General features: G+C 37.0%; 20 protein-coding genes, 1 rRNA gene and 1 pseudogene. 16 read left to right on the plus strand and 6 right to left on the minus strand.

Going from position 1 to position 21,156, the window contains the following annotated elements; all coding sequences use genetic code 11:
• Positions 1-40 precede the first annotated feature (40 nt).
• Together AMDU4_RS04885 and AMDU4_RS04890 are read left to right on the plus strand one after the other, a co-directional pair.
• Complete coding sequence (locus AMDU4_RS04885; RefSeq protein ID WP_021786873.1) at positions 41-934, plus strand: ribokinase; 894 nt, start codon at positions 41-43, stop codon at positions 932-934.
• 48 nt (positions 935-982) lie between these two features.
• A complete protein-coding gene (locus AMDU4_RS04890; RefSeq protein ID WP_021786874.1) occupies positions 983-1,813 on the plus strand; it encodes an Mrp/NBP35 family ATP-binding protein in 831 nt (276 codons plus the stop codon).
• A 189-nt stretch (positions 1,814-2,002) separates the two neighbouring features.
• Here AMDU4_RS04890 and AMDU4_RS04895 read toward each other — a convergent pair.
• Positions 2,003-4,913: ribosomal RNA gene (locus AMDU4_RS04895) — 23S ribosomal RNA — on the minus strand.
• Between the two features lie 451 nt (positions 4,914-5,364).
• A complete protein-coding gene (locus AMDU4_RS04900) occupies positions 5,365-5,604 on the minus strand; it encodes a hypothetical protein (protein ID WP_021786876.1) in 240 nt (79 codons plus the stop codon).
• An 85-nt stretch (positions 5,605-5,689) separates the two neighbouring features.
• Between AMDU4_RS04900 and AMDU4_RS04905 the strand changes: the two genes are divergently transcribed.
• The 4 genes from AMDU4_RS04905 to AMDU4_RS04920 all read left to right on the plus strand — a co-directional run bounded on the left by AMDU4_RS04905 (position 5,690) and on the right by AMDU4_RS04920 (position 7,324).
• Positions 5,690-5,914, plus strand: a complete 225-nt coding sequence (locus tag AMDU4_RS04905; RefSeq protein ID WP_290704236.1) for a winged helix DNA-binding protein — start codon at positions 5,690-5,692, stop codon at positions 5,912-5,914.
• Positions 5,915-5,982: 68 nt separating this feature from the next.
• Entirely contained in the window at positions 5,983-6,597 is a 615-nt protein-coding gene (locus AMDU4_RS04910; protein WP_021786877.1) for a peroxiredoxin, read from the plus strand.
• A 90-nt stretch (positions 6,598-6,687) separates the two neighbouring features.
• Complete coding sequence (locus AMDU4_RS04915) at positions 6,688-6,915, plus strand: hypothetical protein (protein ID WP_021786878.1); 228 nt, start codon at positions 6,688-6,690, stop codon at positions 6,913-6,915.
• A 70-nt stretch (positions 6,916-6,985) separates the two neighbouring features.
• Complete coding sequence (locus AMDU4_RS04920; protein WP_021786879.1) at positions 6,986-7,324, plus strand: carboxymuconolactone decarboxylase family protein; 339 nt, start codon at positions 6,986-6,988, stop codon at positions 7,322-7,324.
• Positions 7,325-7,335: 11 nt separating this feature from the next.
• Here AMDU4_RS04920 and AMDU4_RS04925 read toward each other — a convergent pair whose 3' ends face one another.
• Together AMDU4_RS04925 and purM are read right to left on the minus strand one after the other, a co-directional pair.
• The gene (locus tag AMDU4_RS04925) at positions 7,336-7,689 is read right to left on the minus strand and encodes a hypothetical protein (RefSeq protein WP_021786880.1); all 354 of its coding nucleotides are present in this window, start codon (positions 7,687-7,689) and stop codon (positions 7,336-7,338) included.
• A gap of 58 nt (positions 7,690-7,747) precedes the next feature.
• Positions 7,748-8,755 (minus strand): phosphoribosylformylglycinamidine cyclo-ligase, encoded by a 1,008-nt coding sequence (gene purM, locus AMDU4_RS04930; protein WP_021786881.1) that lies wholly within the window; start codon positions 8,753-8,755, stop codon positions 7,748-7,750.
• 187 nt (positions 8,756-8,942) lie between these two features.
• Here purM and AMDU4_RS04935 point away from each other — a divergent pair, with 187 nt between their 5' ends.
• Entirely contained in the window at positions 8,943-9,377 is a 435-nt protein-coding gene (locus AMDU4_RS04935; RefSeq protein WP_021786882.1) for a ferredoxin family protein, read from the plus strand.
• A 16-nt stretch (positions 9,378-9,393) separates the two neighbouring features.
• Here AMDU4_RS04935 and AMDU4_RS04940 read toward each other — a convergent pair whose 3' ends face one another.
• Positions 9,394-9,981, minus strand: coding sequence for a hypothetical protein (locus tag AMDU4_RS04940; protein ID WP_021786883.1), 588 nt, complete (start codon positions 9,979-9,981; stop codon positions 9,394-9,396).
• Between the two features lie 121 nt (positions 9,982-10,102).
• On the opposite strand from AMDU4_RS04940, the gene AMDU4_RS04945 reads away from it, so the two are divergent.
• The 3 genes from AMDU4_RS04945 (at position 10,103) to AMDU4_RS04955 (ending at position 15,527) form a co-directional block, all read left to right on the plus strand.
• Positions 10,103-11,293, plus strand: coding sequence for an argininosuccinate synthase (locus AMDU4_RS04945; protein WP_021786884.1), 1,191 nt, complete (start codon positions 10,103-10,105; stop codon positions 11,291-11,293).
• Between the two features lie 437 nt (positions 11,294-11,730).
• Positions 11,731-13,053: a lyase family protein gene (locus AMDU4_RS04950; protein ID WP_290704242.1), complete on the plus strand. Its 1,323-nt coding sequence runs from the start codon at positions 11,731-11,733 to the stop codon at positions 13,051-13,053.
• A gap of 155 nt (positions 13,054-13,208) precedes the next feature.
• Positions 13,209-15,527: a valine--tRNA ligase gene (locus tag AMDU4_RS04955; RefSeq protein ID WP_021786886.1), complete on the plus strand. Its 2,319-nt coding sequence runs from the start codon at positions 13,209-13,211 to the stop codon at positions 15,525-15,527.
• On the opposite strand, the pseudogene glnA reads toward AMDU4_RS04955, so the two are convergent.
• Positions 15,521-16,845, minus strand: a pseudogene (gene glnA, locus AMDU4_RS04965) (type I glutamate--ammonia ligase). The gene AMDU4_RS04955 and the pseudogene glnA overlap by 7 nt on opposite strands.
• Positions 16,846-17,190: 345 nt before the next feature.
• Here glnA and AMDU4_RS04970 point away from each other — a divergent pair.
• The 6 genes from AMDU4_RS04970 to AMDU4_RS04995 all read left to right on the plus strand — a co-directional run bounded on the left by AMDU4_RS04970 (position 17,191) and on the right by AMDU4_RS04995 (position 20,941).
• Positions 17,191-18,165: a hypothetical protein gene (locus tag AMDU4_RS04970; RefSeq protein WP_290704245.1), complete on the plus strand. Its 975-nt coding sequence runs from the start codon at positions 17,191-17,193 to the stop codon at positions 18,163-18,165.
• A 24-nt stretch (positions 18,166-18,189) separates the two neighbouring features.
• Positions 18,190-18,522, plus strand: coding sequence for a nascent polypeptide-associated complex protein (locus AMDU4_RS04975; protein ID WP_021786890.1), 333 nt, complete (start codon positions 18,190-18,192; stop codon positions 18,520-18,522).
• Positions 18,523-18,592: 70 nt separating this feature from the next.
• Positions 18,593-18,721 carry a hypothetical protein gene (locus tag AMDU4_RS04980; protein WP_290704248.1) on the plus strand — a complete coding sequence of 43 codons (129 nt, stop codon included), beginning with the start codon at positions 18,593-18,595 and terminating at the stop codon, positions 18,719-18,721.
• Positions 18,718-20,001, plus strand: a complete 1,284-nt coding sequence (gene cca, locus AMDU4_RS04985; protein ID WP_021786891.1) for a CCA tRNA nucleotidyltransferase — start codon at positions 18,718-18,720, stop codon at positions 19,999-20,001. Before AMDU4_RS04980 ends, cca begins: the two co-directional genes overlap by 4 nt.
• 148 nt (positions 20,002-20,149) lie before the next feature.
• Positions 20,150-20,698 carry a hypothetical protein gene (locus AMDU4_RS04990; RefSeq protein ID WP_021786892.1) on the plus strand — a complete coding sequence of 183 codons (549 nt, stop codon included), beginning with the start codon at positions 20,150-20,152 and terminating at the stop codon, positions 20,696-20,698.
• Positions 20,699-20,707: 9 nt separating this feature from the next.
• Positions 20,708-20,941, plus strand: a complete 234-nt coding sequence (locus tag AMDU4_RS04995) for a hypothetical protein (RefSeq protein WP_021786893.1) — start codon at positions 20,708-20,710, stop codon at positions 20,939-20,941.
• Positions 20,942-21,156 lie beyond the last annotated feature (215 nt).

Genomic DNA, 21,156 nt, shown 5'->3' on the forward strand with positions numbered 1-21,156 from the left:
TGATTCAGTAAATATTTAAATTATACTAATATAATCCTGGATGAAACATATAAAAGTCATCGGCAGCATAAATATGGATATTATTCTGTCCTCAGCCAGATTACCAGTAACCGGTGAAACTATAAAGGCCGATAAATATTACATGTACCCCGGAGGGAAAGGGGCAAATCAGGCAGTGGCTGTTGCACGTACCGGAGTGCGACCACAGCTCATAGGAAAACTTGGAAATGATTATTTTGCTGAGATGATAACAACCTATTTGAAAAAAGAGAATATAGATCTATCCTTAACATACGGAGATAAAACAGGGATTGCAATGATTAATGTTGAATCATCTGGAAAAAATATGATCACTGTATATCCCGGGTCAAATGGGAGCATGGCCTATGATGATTTTCATGACATTAATATAAAAAATTCCATTGTGATGTTTCAGCAGGAGATACCGCTGAAAACTATACGTGATTTCATAAGTAATATTGCCGGAAATGGGAATATGATAATTACAGACCCAAGCCCATTCAATGAAGACCGTTATATACTGGAGAATACGGATATTTTAACGCCAAATGAAAACGAGGCACAGCTTCTTGCTGGATGCAATATAAAAAATGTGGAAGATGCTAAAAAGGCATCCCGTATAATATTAGAGAAATATAAAAGCAATGTAATCATAAAACTGGGGGATAATGGTTCCCTTATAAATTATGAAGGTAATATAAAGTATTTCAAGCCGTATAAAGTTGGAACAGTAGACACTACCGGGGCTGGTGACTGTTTTAACGGAGCATTCGCGTCTGAATTTCTCAGAACTGAAAGTATAGACAAAAGCATGGAATTTGCCAACATAGCAGGTGCACTGTCCACCACAGGATATGGCGCCTTTCCATCTTTTCCATACAGAAACCAGATTATCTCTATAATGGAGGAATGATCGAATAAAAAGCGGGTAACATTATATATTAATATAAAATATAAGGACATGGCTGGAACAATAAAAATTAATGAGCCACCACCAAGACCTTCACTTACGCCAGGAAAATCAATTAAATATAATGTAAAACACACTATAATGGTTATGAGCGGAAAAGGTGGGGTGGGAAAATCAACAATCGCAACAAATCTAGCAGTTACCCTTGCACAGAAAAATTTTAAGGTAGGCTTACTGGATGCCGACATAAATGGCCCGGATGACCCAAAAATGCTGGGGATAGAAGAGGAAAAAGCCTTTGGAAATGAGGAAGGCAAAATAGAACCTGCAAAAACAAAGTATAATGTGGATGTAATCTCAATGGAAATGGCATTGCCCACACATGATACTCCAGTAGTATGGAGGGGGGCCATAAGGCATAAGGCAGTACAGCAATTTCTTGAGGATACATCATGGGAAAATAAGGATCTTTTGGTCATCGATCTCCCTCCAGGAACCGGAGATGAACCGTTAAGTATCTGCCAACTTATACCGGATGCAGATGGGATAGTTATTGTAATAACGCCACAGGAGGTAGCTTTGCTTGATGCGAAAAAGGCAATAAATTTCGCAAAAAAAGTCAACATGCCTGTCCTTGGAATAATTGAAAATATGAGTGGTTTTGTGTGCCCACATTGCGGCCAGGAAACGGATATATTCAAGAAGGGTGGAACTGAACAGATTGCAAAGGATTATAACATACCTTATCTCGGAAATATACCGATAATGCCCGAAATAGTTCAAGATTCAGATTCTGGAATTCCCGCAGTGGCTAACAATGATTACATAAAGAAGTTTTTTGATAGTGTAGCAGATAATCTGATAAAGAATCTTAAAAAATAATTTTTGATTTAATTATTATTCTCAAATTGTTGTTTATTCACTTAAAACATTTACCGCTATTAAAAGACGGAATTTTAAAGTTCTGAAAAAAACGAATTATAATTAAATATGAAAATGTACAGTAAAAAAAACATTAAATAAAGAATAAAAATAATACCAATGAAATGGCAATACCGGATAATTGATTTATAGATTGTAGATTTTCGACCAGTTAGTAGTCGTGGACTTAATACCTCGCAAAAGCTTGATACTTATATCCCGACTCTATCAACCTCTTCTTTTAAGAGTGGTCTCAAACAATGTCTATTTTCAGGGACGACTTCAAGCTTAGATGCTTTCAGCTTTTATTCGCGTATGACGTGGCTACTCGGCAACTGCCCTGTCGGACAACCGATAAACTAGAGGTCACGAACCCCCGTTCCTCTCGTACTAAAGGCTCCTTCCCTTCAGACATTGAACACTCCCACAGAGAAGCAACCCTACTGTCTCGCGACGTAGTGAACCCATCTCAGGATCCCTTTTAATGGGCGAACAGCCCCACCCTTGGTGTCTTATGCAGCACCAGGATAGGAACAGACGACATCGAAGTAGCAAACCCTCGGGTCGATGTGTACTCTTACCGAGGACAACTCAGTTATCCCTGGGGTAACTTCTCTCTTATCACCTGCCCTCATAAAGAGGGTACTAGGTGGTTCGTTAGGCCCTGCTTTCGCATCTGCGTTTCCTATTGGCTGAAACACAGTCAAGTTAGCTTTTACCCTTATACTCTTTGAAGGATTTCTGACCCTTCTGAGCTAACCATTGGAGACCTCTGTTTTCTTCTTAGAGGCGTGGCGCCCCACCCAAACTGCCTACCAATAGTTGTCCCTTTTTTAAAGGTTAGTGACGCAACTTTTAAAGGGAAGTGTTTCATCGTTGCCTCCGTTCCGGCCACGACCGAAACATCTACGACTCCTTCCTACCCTACGCATTAAAAATCGCGTCACAGCCACAGGCTGCAGTAAAGCTCCACGGGGACTTCGCTTTCATGTGGGAGAGACTGGATTGTGCACCAGTACATTAATTTCACGGGGCTGAATGTGGGGACAGTGGGACTCTCGTTGAACCTTCATGCGAGCCGCCAATTAAGCGGCTAGGTATTACGCTACCTTGAGAGGGTCATAGTTACCCCCGCCGTTTATTGGCCCTTCTTCTCCTTGAAAAGAGCTTTCAGGTACCAACACTGGGCAGGTTTCGGCCGCTATACACATCCTTACGGACTAGCAGCGGTCTGTGTTTTTGGTAAACAGTCGGGGTCCCCTTGCCACTGCGACCTATCCTATTTCTGGATAGGCATCCCTTCTACCTAAGATACGGGACTATTTGGCCGAGTTCCCTCACATCCATTATTCCCAAACGCCTTAGACTGTTCATCTAGGGGCACCTGTGTCGGTTCTTGGTACGAACTCAGGCTTGACCCATATATATCTTTCATAGACTCCGGGACTTGAAAAAATTCCCATACGGGAACAGATATTACTTTGTAAACTTCTCGTCATTACAACTCTCCATTTACTTATAAATACCCATACGTAGACAAGCATACACTTTCTATCCCAAAGCGTATATATATGGCAAAACACCTGAGGCGCTGGAATATTAACCAGCTTCCCTTTCGATCACTTCCTGTTAGGGGTGACCTTAGGATCGGCTAACCCTCGGCTGACGAACATTGCCAAGGAACCTTTGCCCTTTCGGCGGAATGGATTTTCACCATTCTATTCTGCTACTTTTACCAGGATCCGCGATACTATACGGTCCATCCCTCCTCTCGAAGAAACTTCTATCCATATAGCACGCCCCCCTACCACATCACCTTTCGGTGGTCTAATGTATCGGTAACTGGCTTTAGCCTCTTCCATCTTGGAGGCAAATAACCTCGGTGAGTGAGCTGTTACGCACTCTTTAAAGGATAGCTGCTTCTAAGCTAACCTCCACACTGTCTTTGGTCATTAACCTCTTTAAATCGCACTTAGCCAATTTTAGAGACCTTAACATTAGTCTCGGTTGTTTCCGTCACGGGCGTAAAGCTTATCCCTACGCCCTAGCACCTGGTCTCTACGATTCTAGCAAGTTCGGAGTTTGACAAAGTGGTGCAGTATTTCTACTGCTGGCCACCCAATCGGTCGCTCTACCTCACCAGAAATCTCCACCAAGGTCTACCTGCGGGTAGTATTGGGGGGAACCCGCTATTGCCACTCTAGATTAGCCTTTAACCCCTATACCCAAGTCATCCAAACGATTTGCACATCAGAACTGGTTCGGTCCTCCATCTAGCTTTCGCTAAACTTCAACCTGCTCAGGTATAGATCGAGTGGCTTCGGGTCTGCCACAGATGACTAAACGCATTTATTACGTTACTCCTCCATTGCTGTGCGAGTAATCGCTTTCGCTACGGCTGCTTCTTTTAGAATTAGCCTCGCCATCCATCACAACTCCCTGGCCCGTTCTTCAACACGGACAATAGAACACCGGTCACTCTTTCGAGATCATTCCTTTAATGCCCTATAAAGTTTTCACTACTTGGTTTCAGGCTCTTTTTACAGCCCTTCCGGGTTGCTTTTCAGTTTTCCCTCACGGTACTTCTTTGCTATCGGACTTGAGTAATATTTAGGGTTGGATGTTCATGCCACCCATATTCCCACGCGAATAATGACGCATGGTACTCAGGATATCTTTCCTCGTAGCCGCTTTAGTTACTTTCAGGGGACTATCACCCTCTCTGGTAAAGCTTTCCAACTTTTTAAAATTCCTAAAGTAGGCATTGAGAAAGATCCGTACTCCACATCTCTATTTCTTTTCAGAAAAGATTCGGTTTGCCCTCTACCGCTTTCGATCGCCTTTAATCACGGTATCTCTATTGATTTCTCTTCCTCCCGGTACTAAGATGTTTCAATTCCCGGGGTTCCCTCTCCTTTCGGAGTGTAAACAGGAAGTCCCATTCGGAGATCCTTGGATCAACGGCTCCATGCACCTCCCCAAGGCATATCGCAGCTTGGCACGTCCTTCATCGGTTCTCAAACCAAAACCATCCCCCAAGTAGTTTGTATGATACACAATCTATATCTCTTAATTATCCGGTATCATCGGTTATTAAATAACCTCGCCCTTCCCTATTAATTATTGAATTAATAAGTGCATTCATTTATTGGTATAATTGATATTACAAACTGTAATATAAACGTTTTGATAAAGATAATCTTAATCAAAAATATGCCCATATAAGAATAAAATAACCTATTTTTTGCGTATAAAATTATAAAAATATTAAAATTGCCCACAACCCAAGAATTTGTATGTTAAATGATAATATGTTTAAATATTTATAACATCGTATTCATTATAAAGGTAATTAAAGGTAATATTTAAAAGCCGGCAATGCATATTTTCCATGTATGTTACTATTATCTTATCTATCCTGTAATCTATAATATTATCAGGCATCTCAAAGGATACTTCCAATTATTTAATGAAATAGCGGAATCAATATCTGAATATATTGTATTATATACCTATTTCTTTAATATCAAGTGTATTTCATTATTAATCCGCTCTATATTGACAAGGTCTAACTGACAGTAATTTGCTATTTTCTCGAATATTTTATCAGTGTATGGAAATTTATCTTCCATAATCATAACTTTCACGTAATCAGATAGTTTAATGTCCAACTGGATGGATTTTATTGTGGACATAAGAAAGTTGAAAGGATCTCCACCACAGGAAACGTTTCTGTAATCTTCCTCCATCATATTTAATGATATTATTATATAAATTAAGAAATCAGTAACGTTGCACCTAACAAAAATATAATAAGAGGATAAATGCTATAACCCCATGGATCAGGGACTTAAAATGCTAACCCCTTCAACAAGGCTGGTATTAATTACGCTGAGGCAATTAAAGATTGCAAGGCTCTGCCAGATCATAGAAAGTACTGGGCTTTCTAAGAGATCCGTTCTATATTCTGTAAAAAAATTAAAACAGATGGGGTTGATAGAAATAAACGTATGCCTTTCTGACACAAGGCAGAGGTTTTACTGCATCACAATTAATGAATAATGGTGCAAATTTTGCATCTTAACCAATCGTATTATAGAATTTTTCCATAGTCCAGAGAAGGTGATAATATGGCAGTGTATTTAGGGCAGAAAGCTCCTGGCTTCATTGTTAACACAACAAAGGGGCCACTGGACCTGGAGAGTTACAAGGGAAAGTGGATCATACTGTTTTCACACCCGGCGGATTTTACACCAGTGTGCACTACAGAATTCATGGAATTTGCCAGGAGATATGAGGAATTTAAAAAGATGGATGTTGAGTTAATTGGATTGAGTGTTGACAGCATCTATAGCCATATCCAGTGGATGAAAGACATAAGGGAAAAATTTGGGGTGGAAATACCTTTTCCGGTAATAGCAGATATAAACAAAGATGTTGCCCGGGAGTATAACCTGATGGATGAAAAAACAGGGTCAACTGTAAGGGGCGTATTCATTATAGACCCAAACATGGTGGTAAGGTTAATGATATATTACCCTGCAGAGACGGGCAGAAACATTGATGAAATTATGCGTTCTGTTAAGGCGCTTCAGGTCAACTGGAATAGAAAACTTGCGACCCCGGTCAATTGGCAACCAGGTGGAGATGGAATAGTTTCAGCACCTGGAACGCTGGAAGAAGCCATAAAAAGAGAGAAGAATGGCAGCAAGACGTGGTATTTAAAATATAAGAGTGTGGAATAAGTCAACTACTCCTGGCTCACGCAGGGGGCCTGTTCCGTGAGGAACAGCGTAAGAGTTGATTAGAGAGCTTTAAAAAATATAGTGAAAAACATGAAAGAAAAGCAGAAGTTAGACAAAAGAGATACATACACACCCGCGGATGCTCCACAAGTCCGTGGCAACTGTGATCATGCATTAAACAGAGAGGAAACTCTCAGTGTGCATGGTTTAAAAACTCCTTCTAACAACCCCGATGTGGACCTACAGTCATGCATGACTGGACAGGATCTGAGGGTTCCCGTCATAAACATGCGCGACATGTATAATCAGTCGTTATAAAAGGAGGAGAAAATAATATGAATATAAGCATAAAAAAGGTTAAAATGGTAAGATATGGTGAGGGATTGAAATGAACCCGGAGAAAAAAATAGAAGAAGTTGGAAGAGTAATGCAGGAAGTAACAGGCGACAACAAGGCATACATGAATGCATTTATGGGTCTCATGCAGAACACAATGGGGCCTGGTGTGCTTACTGTAAAGCAGAAAGAATTGATTGCGCTGGCACTAAGTATAGCAGCCAGATGTGAATGGTGCATTTCATATCATGTGAAGGCAGCAAAGGATGCCGGAGCAACAAAAAAAGAGTTAATGGAAACAGGTTATGTGACTGTACTTATGTATGGTTCACAGGCAATGATGGAACTTAATAATCTGCTTGATGCTATAGAAAAATTTTATAAAAAATAAGAGAATTATTTTTAATGTTCTCTGTAAAGCACTGGCTCTAACTCTTCAACAGCCTTGCTTTCAAGTTCTTCAATATTTTTTATTACATCAGAAATGGGTTTTTCCTCTGTAACAGCATATTTTACCTTTCCAAGGGACATATTATATGAACCAGGACAAAGTGAGTTTTCGGTCACTATGAAAACATCCGGTTTTAGTGAGAGAATTCCGGCCATGGCAACCTCCCTTCCACCATGTGTTCTTCCAAATCCAGGGTTTTCGTATTCTTCTATCTTCTTTGTCTCATCGTCAATAAGGAATATTGAATTGCCATATTCCAGCGGGCTCAACATATTTTCATCGTCTACTACGCATGCTACTTTCATAACTAAGGTAAATATAACAAAAAATTTAAGCTGATTGTATATTTTAAAACTAAAAAAATTAATAATATCCGTGCATTTCCACTGAATATTCAGGTATTACAATTCCGCTTCCGTTCTCCACATGCCCGATTTCTTTAACTGGAACACGGTTTCTTACAGTGTTTAAAAAGTCTGTTTTACTTTCAGGATCTATTATAACAATATATCCCATGCCCATGTTAAATATTTCAAACATTTCATTGAATGATAGATTTCCCAAATCCATCAGGCGCAGGAATACATTATCAGGATCAAAGGCATTGTTTATAACATATTTCATATCCTTCATCCTTGGGACATTTTTTATTCCCCCACCGGTTATATTTGCCATGCCTTTAATGGGAACAAGGCTCATAGCGTCAAGTACCTCTCTTACATATATTCTTGTAGGTTCAAGAAGTACATCTGCAACTGTTTTATTGTCGCCGGGAAACTTTTCATCATAGTTAATATTGTTATTTTTGATTATTTGCCTGACCGTTGTGTAACCATTAGAATGCAGGCCGCTGCTCTTCATTGCGAATATCAGGTCACCGTCAGATATTTTTTCTCCAGTGATTATCTGGTCCTTATGTATCAGGCCGAGTGATGTTGCAGATATATCTATATTTTTTACAAGATCTGGGACTATGGCTGTTTCTCCTCCAACTATGTTTACATTGGCTATTTGAGCTCCAACGTTGAATCCAATTCCAAGCTGCCTGGCTATATCATTATCCATTTCCTTAAGAGATATATAATCAAGCATGGCTATTGGTTCTGCACCTACTGTGATAGCATCGTTTACGTTCATTGCCACGCAGTCAATCCCTATTGTATTGTATCTGTTTGTCTCTGCAGCAATTATGGTTTTTGTGCCGACACCATCATTATTCAAAGAAACTGCAAAATTCCCCAGATCAATAAGTGATGTGAATCCACCTAGTGGGTTTATTGTCCTGAAATCGGATCTCCTAAATTTTATCTGCCTCAGAAAAGTGGAGACAAATTCTCCCTGTGATTTCCGGTCTATTATTTTCCTTTCCATGTATAACAATTACATTATTAAATAAAGGTTTATATATTTTTATAAATTAATCAATCAGCTCTAAACCACAATAGTTTCTGGAGTTGTTTAATAGAGGTGTAATATTTGCTAAATTATGGATTTTGGACTTAATGGAAAAGGAAAAATATTTTAAATAGATAAAGCATTACTCTTTAAGGTGACATTAGTGGTACAGAGAGAAGATGTGGATTTTGATCCAAAGCACATAGATGAAAATTTTCTGAGCGATGAGAAAAACTATCCTGTAACAGGAGAGGAAAATGGTCTGAAGGTGAGAGCAGGCGGCATGCAGAGAATGGATGACAACGGAAAACCATACCCGACAAAATTAGGTGTCCATGGAACAACAGTTGCCGTTGATTGGGACGGGTGCATTGCCGATGGAGCATGTATGGATGTCTGCCCTGTAGATCTCTTTGAATGGAAGTTGAATCCGGGAAATTCTGGAACCGGAAACGAGAAGAAGGTTGAAAAGGGAACACCGGAATGGGACCAGTACAGAACCGACAAATCAAACCCTGTAAGGGAGTCTGAATGTATATTCTGCATGGCATGTGTTACAGCCTGCCCGTGGAGTGTAATAAAAGTAAACAACGAATAAATTATTTTTAAAATTATTAACTCATAAGAGCTTCATAGGCTCTTATTGCATCTTTTCTATTTACTATAATTATGGTTTCATTTGAACATGAGATTAACTGCAGAACGTTTATTTCGTAGGAAAAGAGCCTTTCATTTATTTTCATGACAAACCCTGGTGTTTTTACTATTTCCATTGAGGAAAATATATGCAATGAACTCACATTCCTTTCTATAACAGCATTTTTAGCTAGATCCAATTTTTTATTCTTGGTTTCATCAATGATATATACTATTGAATCGGTAAGATAAGTTGCAGAAAGGAAATTCAGGTTGTCAATTTTCTTATCAACTGTAATAACCATTATTTTATCCTGCAGTGTAATTTTGCTTTCAGACAGGAGCCTGTCAATATGAACCGTGTCTGCAGTGGAATTCTCCATAAACACCTTATTCAATGCCGATCTTATTGAAATTATGTTATAACCTTTCTCTTCCTGCGCTATCCTTCTTGAAAGTTTGCTGACATTCAATATTCCCATTCTCATGGAAATTATAAGCTCGGGATTTTTTTTGATATAATCCCTTACCATAGTTTCCACATTCCCCCTGGCTATTCTTGACATAGTATGATATATGTAATTATAATATAATATTTTACATTAAAACATATATTATATTATTAATACTACTAATATACTAAATATTTATAAAAAATATCATATATGCAAAAAATATTATTTCCCCATGGATAAAGTCTTATTATTATATTCAGGCGGCCTTGACACCTCTGTCATGGTAAAATGGATTCAGAAGGAAATGAAAAAGGAAGTTGTTACCCTTACATTGAACATAGGTAACAGCAATCTAGATCAAATAAGGGAAAAGGCGTTGTCTCTTGGTGTTTCAGATGCCATAGTCATGGACGTAAAAAAGGAATTTGCTGACAAGTATATTAAAAAAGAGATATACGCAGACGGCATGTATGAAGGTTACCCGCTGTCAACTGCAATTGCCAGGCCCCTGATGGCAGAAAAGGCTGTGCTTTACGCAGAGGAATATGGTTGCAACACAATTGCACATGGTTCAACTGGTAAGGGAAATGACCAGGTAAGGTTTGAGGTCACCATGAAAGCCCTTAATGAAGATATCAATGTTATAGCGCCTGTAAGGGACTGGAATATGAACAGGCCGGACGAGATAAAATATGCAAAGGCCAATAATATAGAGATTCCCATGGGTGGAAAATACTCCGTTGATGAGAACATATGGGGAAGGTCTGTTGAGGGCTCTACCATAGAGAACATTTCACAGCCGCTTGAATGGGACGTTTACGAGTGGGTCAGGCCACTTGAGGAAACTGGGAATGGAGATATAATAGAAATTGAATTCAAGAATGGTATTCCAGTTTCCTTAGACGGCAAACAGTACGGTCTTAAAGATCTTGTAGAAAAACTAAACGTTATTGCCGGAAATAATGGAATCGGGCTGATAAACCATATGGAAGACAGGGTAACAGGAATCAAAAGCCATGAGGTATATGAAGTCCCGGGAGCAATGGCCATAATAAAGGCTCACAAAATAATGGAATCACTTACATTGAACAAATATGAACTTGATATGAAGGGATACATGGATAATCAATGGTCAAATTTTGTCTATAATGGGTTGTGGTACGACCCGGTTATGGAGCATATAAACCAGTTTGAATACAGCATGAATAAATATATAAATGGCAGTGTAAAATTGAAACTGTACAAAGGAAACATTGTGATGCAATCCATAGAGAGCGAGAGTTCCATATACAACTATGAAAAAATAAGCTATGACAACAGCAATTTCAATCAGGACTCTGCAAAAGGATTTATAGATATATATAAAAACAATACAGTATATGCAAGCAATGCAAGGAAAGAAAAGATAAAATTGGTACAATAAATATTATATTTATTGTATATTGTTACCGGTATTGTCAACTGCCCCTACCTGAAGAACAGCGCAAGAGTTGATTATAGTGCTTTGAAACGTGAAAGAAAAGCAGAAGTTAGATCGGAGAAATACATACACACCTACGGATTCTCCGCAAGTCCGTAGCTCTGTGAATCTGTCTTTAAACAGAGAGGCAACTCTGAGAGGACAGGTCTTAAAAACACTTTCTAACAACCCTATGTGGATCTACAGACAGGCATGACTGGAAGGACTTGAGGTATTCTGTAATAAACATGCACAATATGGAAAATCAATCATTATAAAAGGAGGAGAAAAGATGGATATAAGCATAAAAAAGGTTAAACTGGTAAAATACGGCAAGGGATTGAGGTTCACTACCCAATTCATCCCAGCGTTTTCGCATGGTGTCTCACTGGGGATGTAAGATGAAAATATGGTCTGGAAGCGCAGCACCCGAATCAGGTAATGAAGCGTATAGAATTATGTTGGAAAAGGATATAGATGTGGATAAACAGCTTATACCCTATGAAATTTTATCGTTAATGGCATACAACCTCAACGCATATGAAAAAAAACTTCCCAACAGTTCCGATGCACGTGAAACACTGAGGGAGCTTTTATCTTTATATGATAAGAAAATAGAACTTAATCCTGAACTTGAAGATGTCCATGGGAATATAGAAAATCTGGCAATAAAGGAAACGAATGGGTCCGCAAGAAACATGCGAATGTTTCTGTCAAGGAATGAGCAGGTACATACAGATGTAAATTTTTTCCTTATGGACATTCTCCTGGAATATGAGAAAATTATATTTAATACTCTTATAGGCCTTGAAAAAATCAAGGCAAATGGCATTATGCCTGGATATACCCATTACAGGCAGGGCATGCCCACCACGTTCCAGACATATGTTGATTTTATTAAGAATATATTCGTGTATAATTTTAATAATATTGATGATGTGTGGAATGAATTGCGGGAACTTCCTCTGGGTTATGGATCAGGGTTTGGATCAATGTCTGATGTGAATTTCAGTGAAGTTGCCGGATATATGAATATGGAAAAAAATATTAAAAATCCACTGTTTTCCTTTATGCTTTATACTGACAATTATATTAAGGTCTTATCCAGCATAAATTCTTTCCTCATAGACATTAGCAGAATATTCCAGGATATGATAATCTTCAGTGGAGACGAAATGAAAATTATTGAATTGCCGGCTGGTTACGTTACTGGGAGTTCATTGATGCCCAATAAGGTTAACCCGGATTTTCTGGAGATATTCCAGGGATATGCTGCAAAATCTATAGCACTGATGAATTTGCTATATTCCGGAGTGATAAACAAAACTACAGGATACCACAGAGATTTTCAGATTTTAAAGGATGAAATCATCCCTTTTATGATTGAGTTAAAGGGGATAATAAATGGATTCCCCGATCTTTTTTCTGGCATAAAATTCAATAATGAGGCATCGGAAAAAATCATAGGAAATTCTATCTATGCAACATATAATTCAAAATTAAATTTCAAGACCAACGGAAACTGGAAAGAATCCTATAAAATGACGGGAGATATGATCAAATCTGGAAAAATATTAAGGTCATATATGCCAGAGGATATAATTTCTTATAAGAATTTTGATTTTATAGGGAATAGAATCAATGAAAATATTTCTTTCATAGACAGTGGCAAAAAACAGCTTTTGAAAATGGTAAAAGATGTTGTGTCAAAGGATAAAAAATAAGTCATTTAATCGGAATATTCTATAATTAAGTATTCTTTTTATGGTGACACTTCTATAGGCATGCCGTAAATTTGAGTTGAAACTGATAGACATTTTTGTATTTTTAATATTTTTGATAAAAAAATATATAATTATATGAAACATTAAGATGACACATGATCGACACAAAGGCAATGGAGGATAAATGGAAAAAATACTGGTTCAACAATAACACTTTCAAATTTAAAAAGGGTATTAAGAATTATACCATAGATACACCGCCCCCAACAGTTTCCGGGAAAATGCATGTAGGCCATGCGTTTTCCTATCCCCAGCAGGATTTTATTGCAAGGTATAAACGTATGAAAGGCTATAATGTATTATATCCCTGGGGATTTGATGATAACGGCCTTCCAACCGAACGTTTTGTGGAAAAGGAGAGGAGGGTAACTATTGATAACACACCACTGAAAGATTACATAAAAATATGCAAGGAGGTAAGCAAAGAGGCAGAAAAGGATCTGTATAAGGCATGGTATGATACGGGATTAAGTGCGGATTTTAAAAACTACATAGATACATCATCTGATTTTTCAATTAAAATATCACAGGAACTCTTTCTTGATCTGGTGGAAAAGAAAAGAGCATACAGGGACGAAGCCCCATATGTAACATGCCCCACATGCCGGACCGCAATATCACAGATAGACATGAAGGACGCAGTTATCAACACAGAACTTGTTTATATCAATTTTAATGGCATTGAAATAGCTACAACAAGGCCGGAAATGCTGGGTGCATGCGTGGCAATTTTTGTGAATCCCGATGATGATAGATACAGGAAATTTATAGGAACTGAAATAAATGTTCCAATCTATGATTACCCTGTAAAGGTTATGGCAGATAATTCTATTAATATGGAATTTGGGACCGGAGCCGAAATGCTATGTACATTCGGGGATCAGCATGACCTTGAACTGTGGAAGAAATACGACCTGAAAGCAAGGATTATACTAAAAAATAACCGGATAAATGATGGCAACATAATAGAAAATCTCCCTATTAAGGATGCCCGGAAGAAAATCGTAGATGAACTGATAAATAGAAATTATGTTGTAAAAATTGAAAAAATAAAACATTCTGTGAATACCCATGAGAGATGTGGAACTCCAATTGAAATAGGAATAAGCAAGCAATGGTATATAAAGGATCTTGACATAAAAAATGAACTTATAGACTTCGGAAACAGGATAGAGTGGATACCAGAACATATGAAGACAAGATATAATAACTGGGTAACTGGGCTAAAATGGGACTGGTGTATATCCAGGCAGAGATATTTTGGAGTTCCTTTCCCGGTATGGTACTGCAATGATTGTGGTGAAATTCTCTTTGCCGAAAAGGAAGAGCTGCCTGTTGATCCCAGGCTTGATGAGAGGAAACGTAAATGTGAAAAATGCGAATCAGAGAATATAGTGCCTGAAACGGATGTAATGGATACATGGGCAACCTCGTCATTAAGCCCTACACTGTATCTGAAACATATAGGTGAAATGGACATATATACTATGGATGCAAGATTCCAGGGGCATGATATAATTACATCGTGGGCATTCACCACAATATTGAGATCCTATTTACATTATGGAGAAATACCATGGAAGAAAATAGTTATCAGTGGAAATGTGTATGATCCATTCGGCCAGAAAATGAGTAAAAGCAAGGGAAATATAGTGGAACCAAGAGTCATTATAGACAATTACGGTGCCGATGCACTGAGATACTGGGCCTCAACAACAATGCAGGGGGAGAATATTAAGCTAAGAGAACAGGATCTCATGAGGGGGCGGAAAACCATTATAAAACTTGAAAATTCACTGAAACTTATTATGCTACTTGCAAATAATAAAAAACCTGAAAAAGCTCAACCCAGTTTTCCGGTAAACAGATGGATAATAACTAAAATGGAAAAAACCATAAAAGAGGTTACAGAATATATGGAAAGCAATGAAATCATGAAGGCCAGAATAGTTCTTGACAAATTTTTCTGGAACCAGTACTGTGATAACTACCTTGAAATAATCAAAAATGAGGCTTCCAAGGAAGACCGCAGAAATGAAACACTTTTCACGGCGTTTTCTGTAATGGAGAATATACTAAAAATGTACTCACCAATAATGCCATTTATAACCGAGGAGCTATACCATGAAATAAATCCTTCATCAGGAAGCATAGGTCTTGAACCATATCCGGAATTTGATATGAAAATGATGTATGAAGAGGAGGATGAAATAGACTATATAATAGGCATAATAGACATAATCAGGAACCTGAAAAGCAAGATGAAACTGTCAATGGCTGCACCGCTTGAAAACATAAAAATACACGGAAACTCAAAACTGATAAATAAATATGATTACATACTCACAGGCATGATGCATATAAAGGGCATAGAAATAATAAATTCAGATGAAGATTATATTGAAAATCAATAGATATCAAGGTATCTATCAATTTCCCAGTCTGTCACATGTGACCTGAATTCGTCCCATTCCTTTTCCTTAAGGCGCAGAAGGTTGTTATATACATATTCCCCGAATATTTTCTTCATCAATTCACTCTGGCCGAATGTTTCAATTGCCTGACCAAGGGATGCTGGCATGGATTTTATCCCATATTTTTTTCTTTCTTCAGGGTTCATGTCGAATATATTTCTCTCCATTGATTCTGGAGGGTCTATTTTATTTTCAATTCCATCAAGGCCCATTCCCAGTATAACAGCGAACTGAAGATACTGGTTTCCAGCGGAATCTGGAAATCTGAGCTCCATCCTTTTGCCCTTTGGAGGTGCTGATGGAATTCTCACAAGGGCACTCCTGTTTCTGTTCGCCCATGCAATATAAACTGGTGCCTCATAACCGGGATCAGTCTCTTGTATGAATTGACTGTGGAAGCAAGAACGAGAGATGCGTCCCGTACATTCCTCAAAATTCCACCAAGATAATGCATCGCATAGTCACTCAAGCCATATTTATTTGATTCACGATAGAAGAGATTCTCATCTCCGGAAAATATGCTCTGGTGTACATGCATTCCGTTGCCGTTTACACCCTTTATGGGTTTTGGCATGAATGTGGCATAGTATCCATATTCATTGGCTGTTTCCTTGACAACGCTTTTGATCATTATAATCCTGTCTGCCATGGTGATGGCGTCAGAATATTTCACATCGATTTCGTGCTGTCCATAGGCAACTTCATGATGTGATGCCTCTGGATAGTAATTGAGACCTTCCAGTTTCTTTATAATTTCCTGCTTGACTGTAAAGGACCTGTCAAGTGGCTCCTTGTCAAAGTATCCGCCGTAGTCACTTGGCTCTATTGTAGGTTCACCGTCTTCATCCTGCTTAAAAATGAAATACTCCAGTTCTGGGCCTATGTAGTATGTTTTATTTTCCTTTGTAAGCCTTTCCACCTGTTTTTCCAGAATATATCTCGGATCTCCCTCAAATCTTGTTCCGTCAGGATTAAATATTTTACACATAAATCGGACAGTTTTACCGGCATAGTTCTCATTTGTAAGTATGGTATAGGAAGATAGCTCAGGAACCGCTTTCATGTCTGAGTTTTCTATCTCCTTATACCCCACTATGGAACTGCCATCAAACATAACCCCATTATATATAACATCCTCAAACCTATTCTTCGGGATTGTCAATGATTTTACAGAGCCAATAATATCTGTAAACTGTAATTGCAAAAACTCAACTTCATCTTTCTTTAACTTTTCAATATAGGATTCCTCATCCTGCATATACCCTCATACAAACAAGTAATAAATACTTTTATAGAGATAATCCGGATAAATGATTTATTTTTGCTTAAATATAAAATTTTACTTATGAGTGTTTCAATTTCTTAATAAATATTACTCATATAATATAATCGGAAAACGTTTAATACACTAATATAATAATCTAAAACAGTGAATATTTTAAATAAAAACAGTGTAATTGATTTGATCTATTCAATAAAAAATTCTTCTCTATTATTATTGCTATTGATATTTCCCTACCATTTATATGATAAATCCATGAAAATCTACATATTCCCAATAATTATTATTTCCTTTGGGATTTTTTATTATATATCATATGTTATGTCGAGGAATATCATAGAAATATTGAAGAAAAACTCTGTACTTTTAGGTGGCATCATATTTTCTCTTATTCTTCCACTTATATTTTATGTAGACAATTATTTTATCCTGTTTGTGCTGGCCGCAGTTCTTGCTTTCAGTGCATCCCTTATAGATTACTGGAGCAATATGTACAGGAAAAGGCATAATATGGCTTATGTTTATACTGGTATAGTCCTGGGAGGGATTTTTGCAGGAATACGCTTTATGGATTTAAAAATAATATATATTGTTATAATTTTATCATCACTGCTGGTTATTTTCTCCGTAATTTTTAACCTTTTCACCTATCAGAATGTGAATTATAAAAAAACATTACTGGCAAAAAAAATAAAAAGGTACATAATATCCATAGGTGATATAAGAAGAATAAGAAATGGATGGGCGCTATTTTCTGCCATTATAATAAACTCGCTTTTATATATGTCTGTTGCTATTATTTTAATAGCTTTTCCTCTACTGGTAATAGAAATACATGCAATTTCCATAATATATGAATTTATATGCATTTCTTCCATATCATTTTTTACAATTTTCCTGGGCAGCCTGTTAAAATCAAGATTATTTCAGGGAATTTCCTTTATAGCTATATTTCCCTTACTTATTTTAATAGGGTTCATTATCTCAATAAAAAATGTGTCTGCAAATTTGTCTCTCAGTCTACTATTCATACCATTGGTTACATTCATGGTACCTGGATATAGAAAGTATATATCCAGAAAATTCCCAGGGAGTGAAATTTATTACGTAAATAAATTTGCAAATTTTTTCACTGGAATTTTTATTATGTCAGTACCGTTTATTATGCTATTCCTGATTGGATTTCCTGTGTATGCTGTCATAATTGAGCTGGTGGCTTCAATGATTGCACTTATCCTGTGCCTTAAATTCATAAACTATCCAGAAATAGTATTTCCCAGAAAACATAAAAATTAATAAAAGAAGTTATAATTAATCTCTATGAATCCGAGGGATGTAAGAAGAATGATGAACCAGATGGGAATTAAATCCACTGAAATGCCTGATGTTAAAGAGGTTATATTGAAAGGGAAGGATAAGGACTACATAATAGAAAACGCATCGGTAACCATGATAGAGGCACAGGGCCAGAAGACATTCCAGGTACTGGGCACTATGAAAGAAAAAGCTAAATCCGTGGCCGTGCAGGAATTTGATGAGGAGGATATAAAACTTGTAATGGGGCAATGCAACGTTTCAAGGGAAAAGGCTATTGAAGCGCTCAAAAAAGCTGATGGTGAACCAGCACAGGCGATTATAGATCTTGGAAACTAGGGGTCAACTATCCGATGGAGGGTTAGTTCCATGAGGAACAGCGCAAGAGTTGATTAGGGAGCTTTAAAACATGAAAGAAAAGAAGATGGACATAAGCACGAAGAATGCCAAACTGGTAAAATACGGCAAAGAATTGAGATTCACTACACAATTCCTCCCCAAGCTTTCGCATGTGATCTCCCTGGGAGGACTCAGATGAATTATTTAGAAACTCTTTTAATGGAACAGACCCCAACGGAGGAGGAACAGAAAAAATTAAAATTTATAGCTTCGGATGTTATTAAAAAAATTAATTTTATATGCAAAAAGGAAAATATAGAGGCAACACCAGTGGAAGTGGGATCGGTTTCAAAAAATACAAATCTTAAATCGAGTGATATAGATATATTTATTACATTTGCAAAATCATATTCTGTTGAATATGTAGAGAAAAAAGGTCTTGAAATAGGCCATAATGTTGTGAAGAATGCTACTGAAAAATATGCCGAGCATCCATATGTTTCTGGTTATGTGGATGGCATAAAGGTTGACATAGTTCCAGCTTTTAGAATAAATAAGGGAGAGAAAATAGTATCTAGCGTGGATCGAACACCGCTGCATACACTTTACGTCAACAGTATGATAGAAGAAAAGATGATACGGGATATTCGGCTTTTAAAAGTATTTTTAAAAAGCATTAATGTTTATGGATCTGAAGTGTCAAAATCCGGATTTTCCGGTTATATATGCGAACTTATAATAATAACATTCGGCACCTTCAAAAATTTTATTGAATATGCATCTAGGTTAAATGGAAAGATGATAATTCCAAAGGATTGCAAAAAAGAATTCAATGAACCAGTAATTATTATAGATCCAATTGACCCCACAAGAAATGCTGGAGCAGCAGTAAGTGAGGAAAATCTTTCAAAACTTAAATTGGCTGCCAAATTATATGTGGCTAATCGTGAAGATATTATTTTTCATGCCCGTCCAGTTGTTAAGACCGATAGGAAAACGCTGATGAAGGTATTTGTGATAAAAAAACCTGACATAATTGATGATATAGTATATCCTCAGGCTGTACGGCTCAAAAATAAGATATGGAACATATTCCACAGATCCGGTTTTATGCCTGTATCATGCGAACTGTATGTGGGGGATGAAATAGAGATTTTGATAGAATATGAATTAGAAAAATTACCCAATGTGCAGAGACATATGGGGCCGCCAACCGAATCAAACGAGTCTTTAAAATTTATCGATGTTTGGAAGGAAAGAAGTGAACTGATGCGCGGCCCGTATATTGTTGGAGATAGAATCTATGTTGATATGAGGACGCAATATACAGACATAGATGAGATAATAAGAATGGAGCTTAAAAAAATGGATATAGGTAAAAATTTGAATCAGTTTAAGGATGAAATAAAAATATTGTCAGGAAGTCAGATTAATAGCTTAAATGTGATGGAAAAGTTTTATTCTAAATATCTTTTCTGAGCGTTATATACTTAAGATCCATAATTTAACACATATGTACCATCTCTCTGAACATATAAATAATCGTTTCAACAATTATTATGTCTACTGATATTATAATGGCACAAATTCAAAAGAATATATATTACCATTGTATGTTAATAACATAATGAAATCATCATCGTTTATAATAATTAGCAACAACAATACGTTATTCCATATAGTCCCGATAAAATCAAATATATTAAAAAGCACTGAAACATTTAATATAAGCAACATCTCAACTAATAAATCAGTATCGCCGAATATAATAACACCAGATGCGGCACATCTTCTCTGTTTTAGCTTCTATGTAAAGTTCACTTCTGGCAAAATTAAATGGGGAGCAATATCATTTAATAATGAAAACACAGGAAGACTTGAATGTTACATAGCTCTTGGCGGAAGTATAAGTACTTTGGTAGGTGCAGTAGGTGCTAAATTAGCTGGAGTACTTGCAGCAGCAACATTAGATGCATTGAAAACTATTGCTGTGGTATTCGCTGCGATGGCTGTAACGGTTGCTATCATAGCATCTGTAAATGCATATGGTGGCTACGCTGGTATATATTTAGGTTTTGAAGATGGATGGTTTAACGTTCCATATCCTATATTTTCCTATAATCCCTTACCAAGCAGTTTTACGGATATGGTAAACTGTCAACCGATAAATCTATAGGTGTAAAAAATGAATGAAAATAAATTAGAAATTCAAAATAAAGCACATAAAAAGCGAATTCCCAATAATTTTATATTATCATTGATATTAATCACTACTATTTTTGAAGGATATGTGGCATATAGGGCATATTTAGGTCATGTTAATAATGCATACCTCGCAAATATTTCTTTAATAGTGGTTTTTATCGAATTATTATATGTTATTATGGTACTGCGTTATCATATAAAAAGAAAGGTTTAACAAAATGTGATAATAATTACAATCATCCTATGAGCAATAAAACTCCAACGTTGAGGGAGGTCATGAATTGTACAATAATTACATAGTTTCGTGAAACCTGAAATCAGAAGGTAATCCATCGGATAAGTCCTGAAAAATGGCATTATGGAGATTTCTTCCATGAAATCCTCCATAAGAGGTTAGGAACGCCTCTATGTTCCGGTTAGATAATTATA

The sequence above is a fragment of the Ferroplasma sp. Type II genome, from assembly GCF_000496155.1.

Bases quoted from the DNA above. Each gene is read 5' to 3' on its own strand.
- AMDU4_RS04885 (WP_021786873.1), top strand. From the start codon at position 41: ATGAAACATATAAAAGTCATCGGCAGCATAAATATGGATATTATTCTG.
- AMDU4_RS04890 (WP_021786874.1), top strand. From the start codon at position 983: ATGGCTGGAACAATAAAAATTAATGAGCCACCACCAAGACCTTCACTT.
- AMDU4_RS04900 (WP_021786876.1), bottom strand. From the start codon at position 5,604: ATGATGGAGGAAGATTACAGAAACGTTTCCTGTGGTGGAGATCCTTTC.
- AMDU4_RS04905 (WP_290704236.1), top strand. From the start codon at position 5,690: ATGGATCAGGGACTTAAAATGCTAACCCCTTCAACAAGGCTGGTATTA.
- AMDU4_RS04910 (WP_021786877.1), top strand. From the start codon at position 5,983: ATGGCAGTGTATTTAGGGCAGAAAGCTCCTGGCTTCATTGTTAACACA.
- AMDU4_RS04915 (WP_021786878.1), top strand. From the start codon at position 6,688: ATGAAAGAAAAGCAGAAGTTAGACAAAAGAGATACATACACACCCGCG.
- AMDU4_RS04920 (WP_021786879.1), top strand. From the start codon at position 6,986: ATGAACCCGGAGAAAAAAATAGAAGAAGTTGGAAGAGTAATGCAGGAA.
- AMDU4_RS04925 (WP_021786880.1), bottom strand. From the start codon at position 7,689: ATGAAAGTAGCATGCGTAGTAGACGATGAAAATATGTTGAGCCCGCTG.
- purM (WP_021786881.1), bottom strand. From the start codon at position 8,755: ATGGAAAGGAAAATAATAGACCGGAAATCACAGGGAGAATTTGTCTCC.
- AMDU4_RS04940 (WP_021786883.1), bottom strand. From the start codon at position 9,981: ATGTCAAGAATAGCCAGGGGGAATGTGGAAACTATGGTAAGGGATTAT.
- AMDU4_RS04945 (WP_021786884.1), top strand. From the start codon at position 10,103: ATGGATAAAGTCTTATTATTATATTCAGGCGGCCTTGACACCTCTGTC.
- AMDU4_RS04950 (WP_290704242.1), top strand. From the start codon at position 11,731: ATGAAAATATGGTCTGGAAGCGCAGCACCCGAATCAGGTAATGAAGCG.
- AMDU4_RS04955 (WP_021786886.1), top strand. From the start codon at position 13,209: ATGATCGACACAAAGGCAATGGAGGATAAATGGAAAAAATACTGGTTC.
- AMDU4_RS04970 (WP_290704245.1), top strand. From the start codon at position 17,191: ATGTCGAGGAATATCATAGAAATATTGAAGAAAAACTCTGTACTTTTA.
- AMDU4_RS04975 (WP_021786890.1), top strand. From the start codon at position 18,190: ATGAATCCGAGGGATGTAAGAAGAATGATGAACCAGATGGGAATTAAA.
- AMDU4_RS04980 (WP_290704248.1), top strand. From the start codon at position 18,593: ATGAAAGAAAAGAAGATGGACATAAGCACGAAGAATGCCAAACTGGTA.
- cca (WP_021786891.1), top strand. From the start codon at position 18,718: ATGAATTATTTAGAAACTCTTTTAATGGAACAGACCCCAACGGAGGAG.
- AMDU4_RS04990 (WP_021786892.1), top strand. From the start codon at position 20,150: ATGAAATCATCATCGTTTATAATAATTAGCAACAACAATACGTTATTC.
- AMDU4_RS04995 (WP_021786893.1), top strand. From the start codon at position 20,708: ATGAATGAAAATAAATTAGAAATTCAAAATAAAGCACATAAAAAGCGA.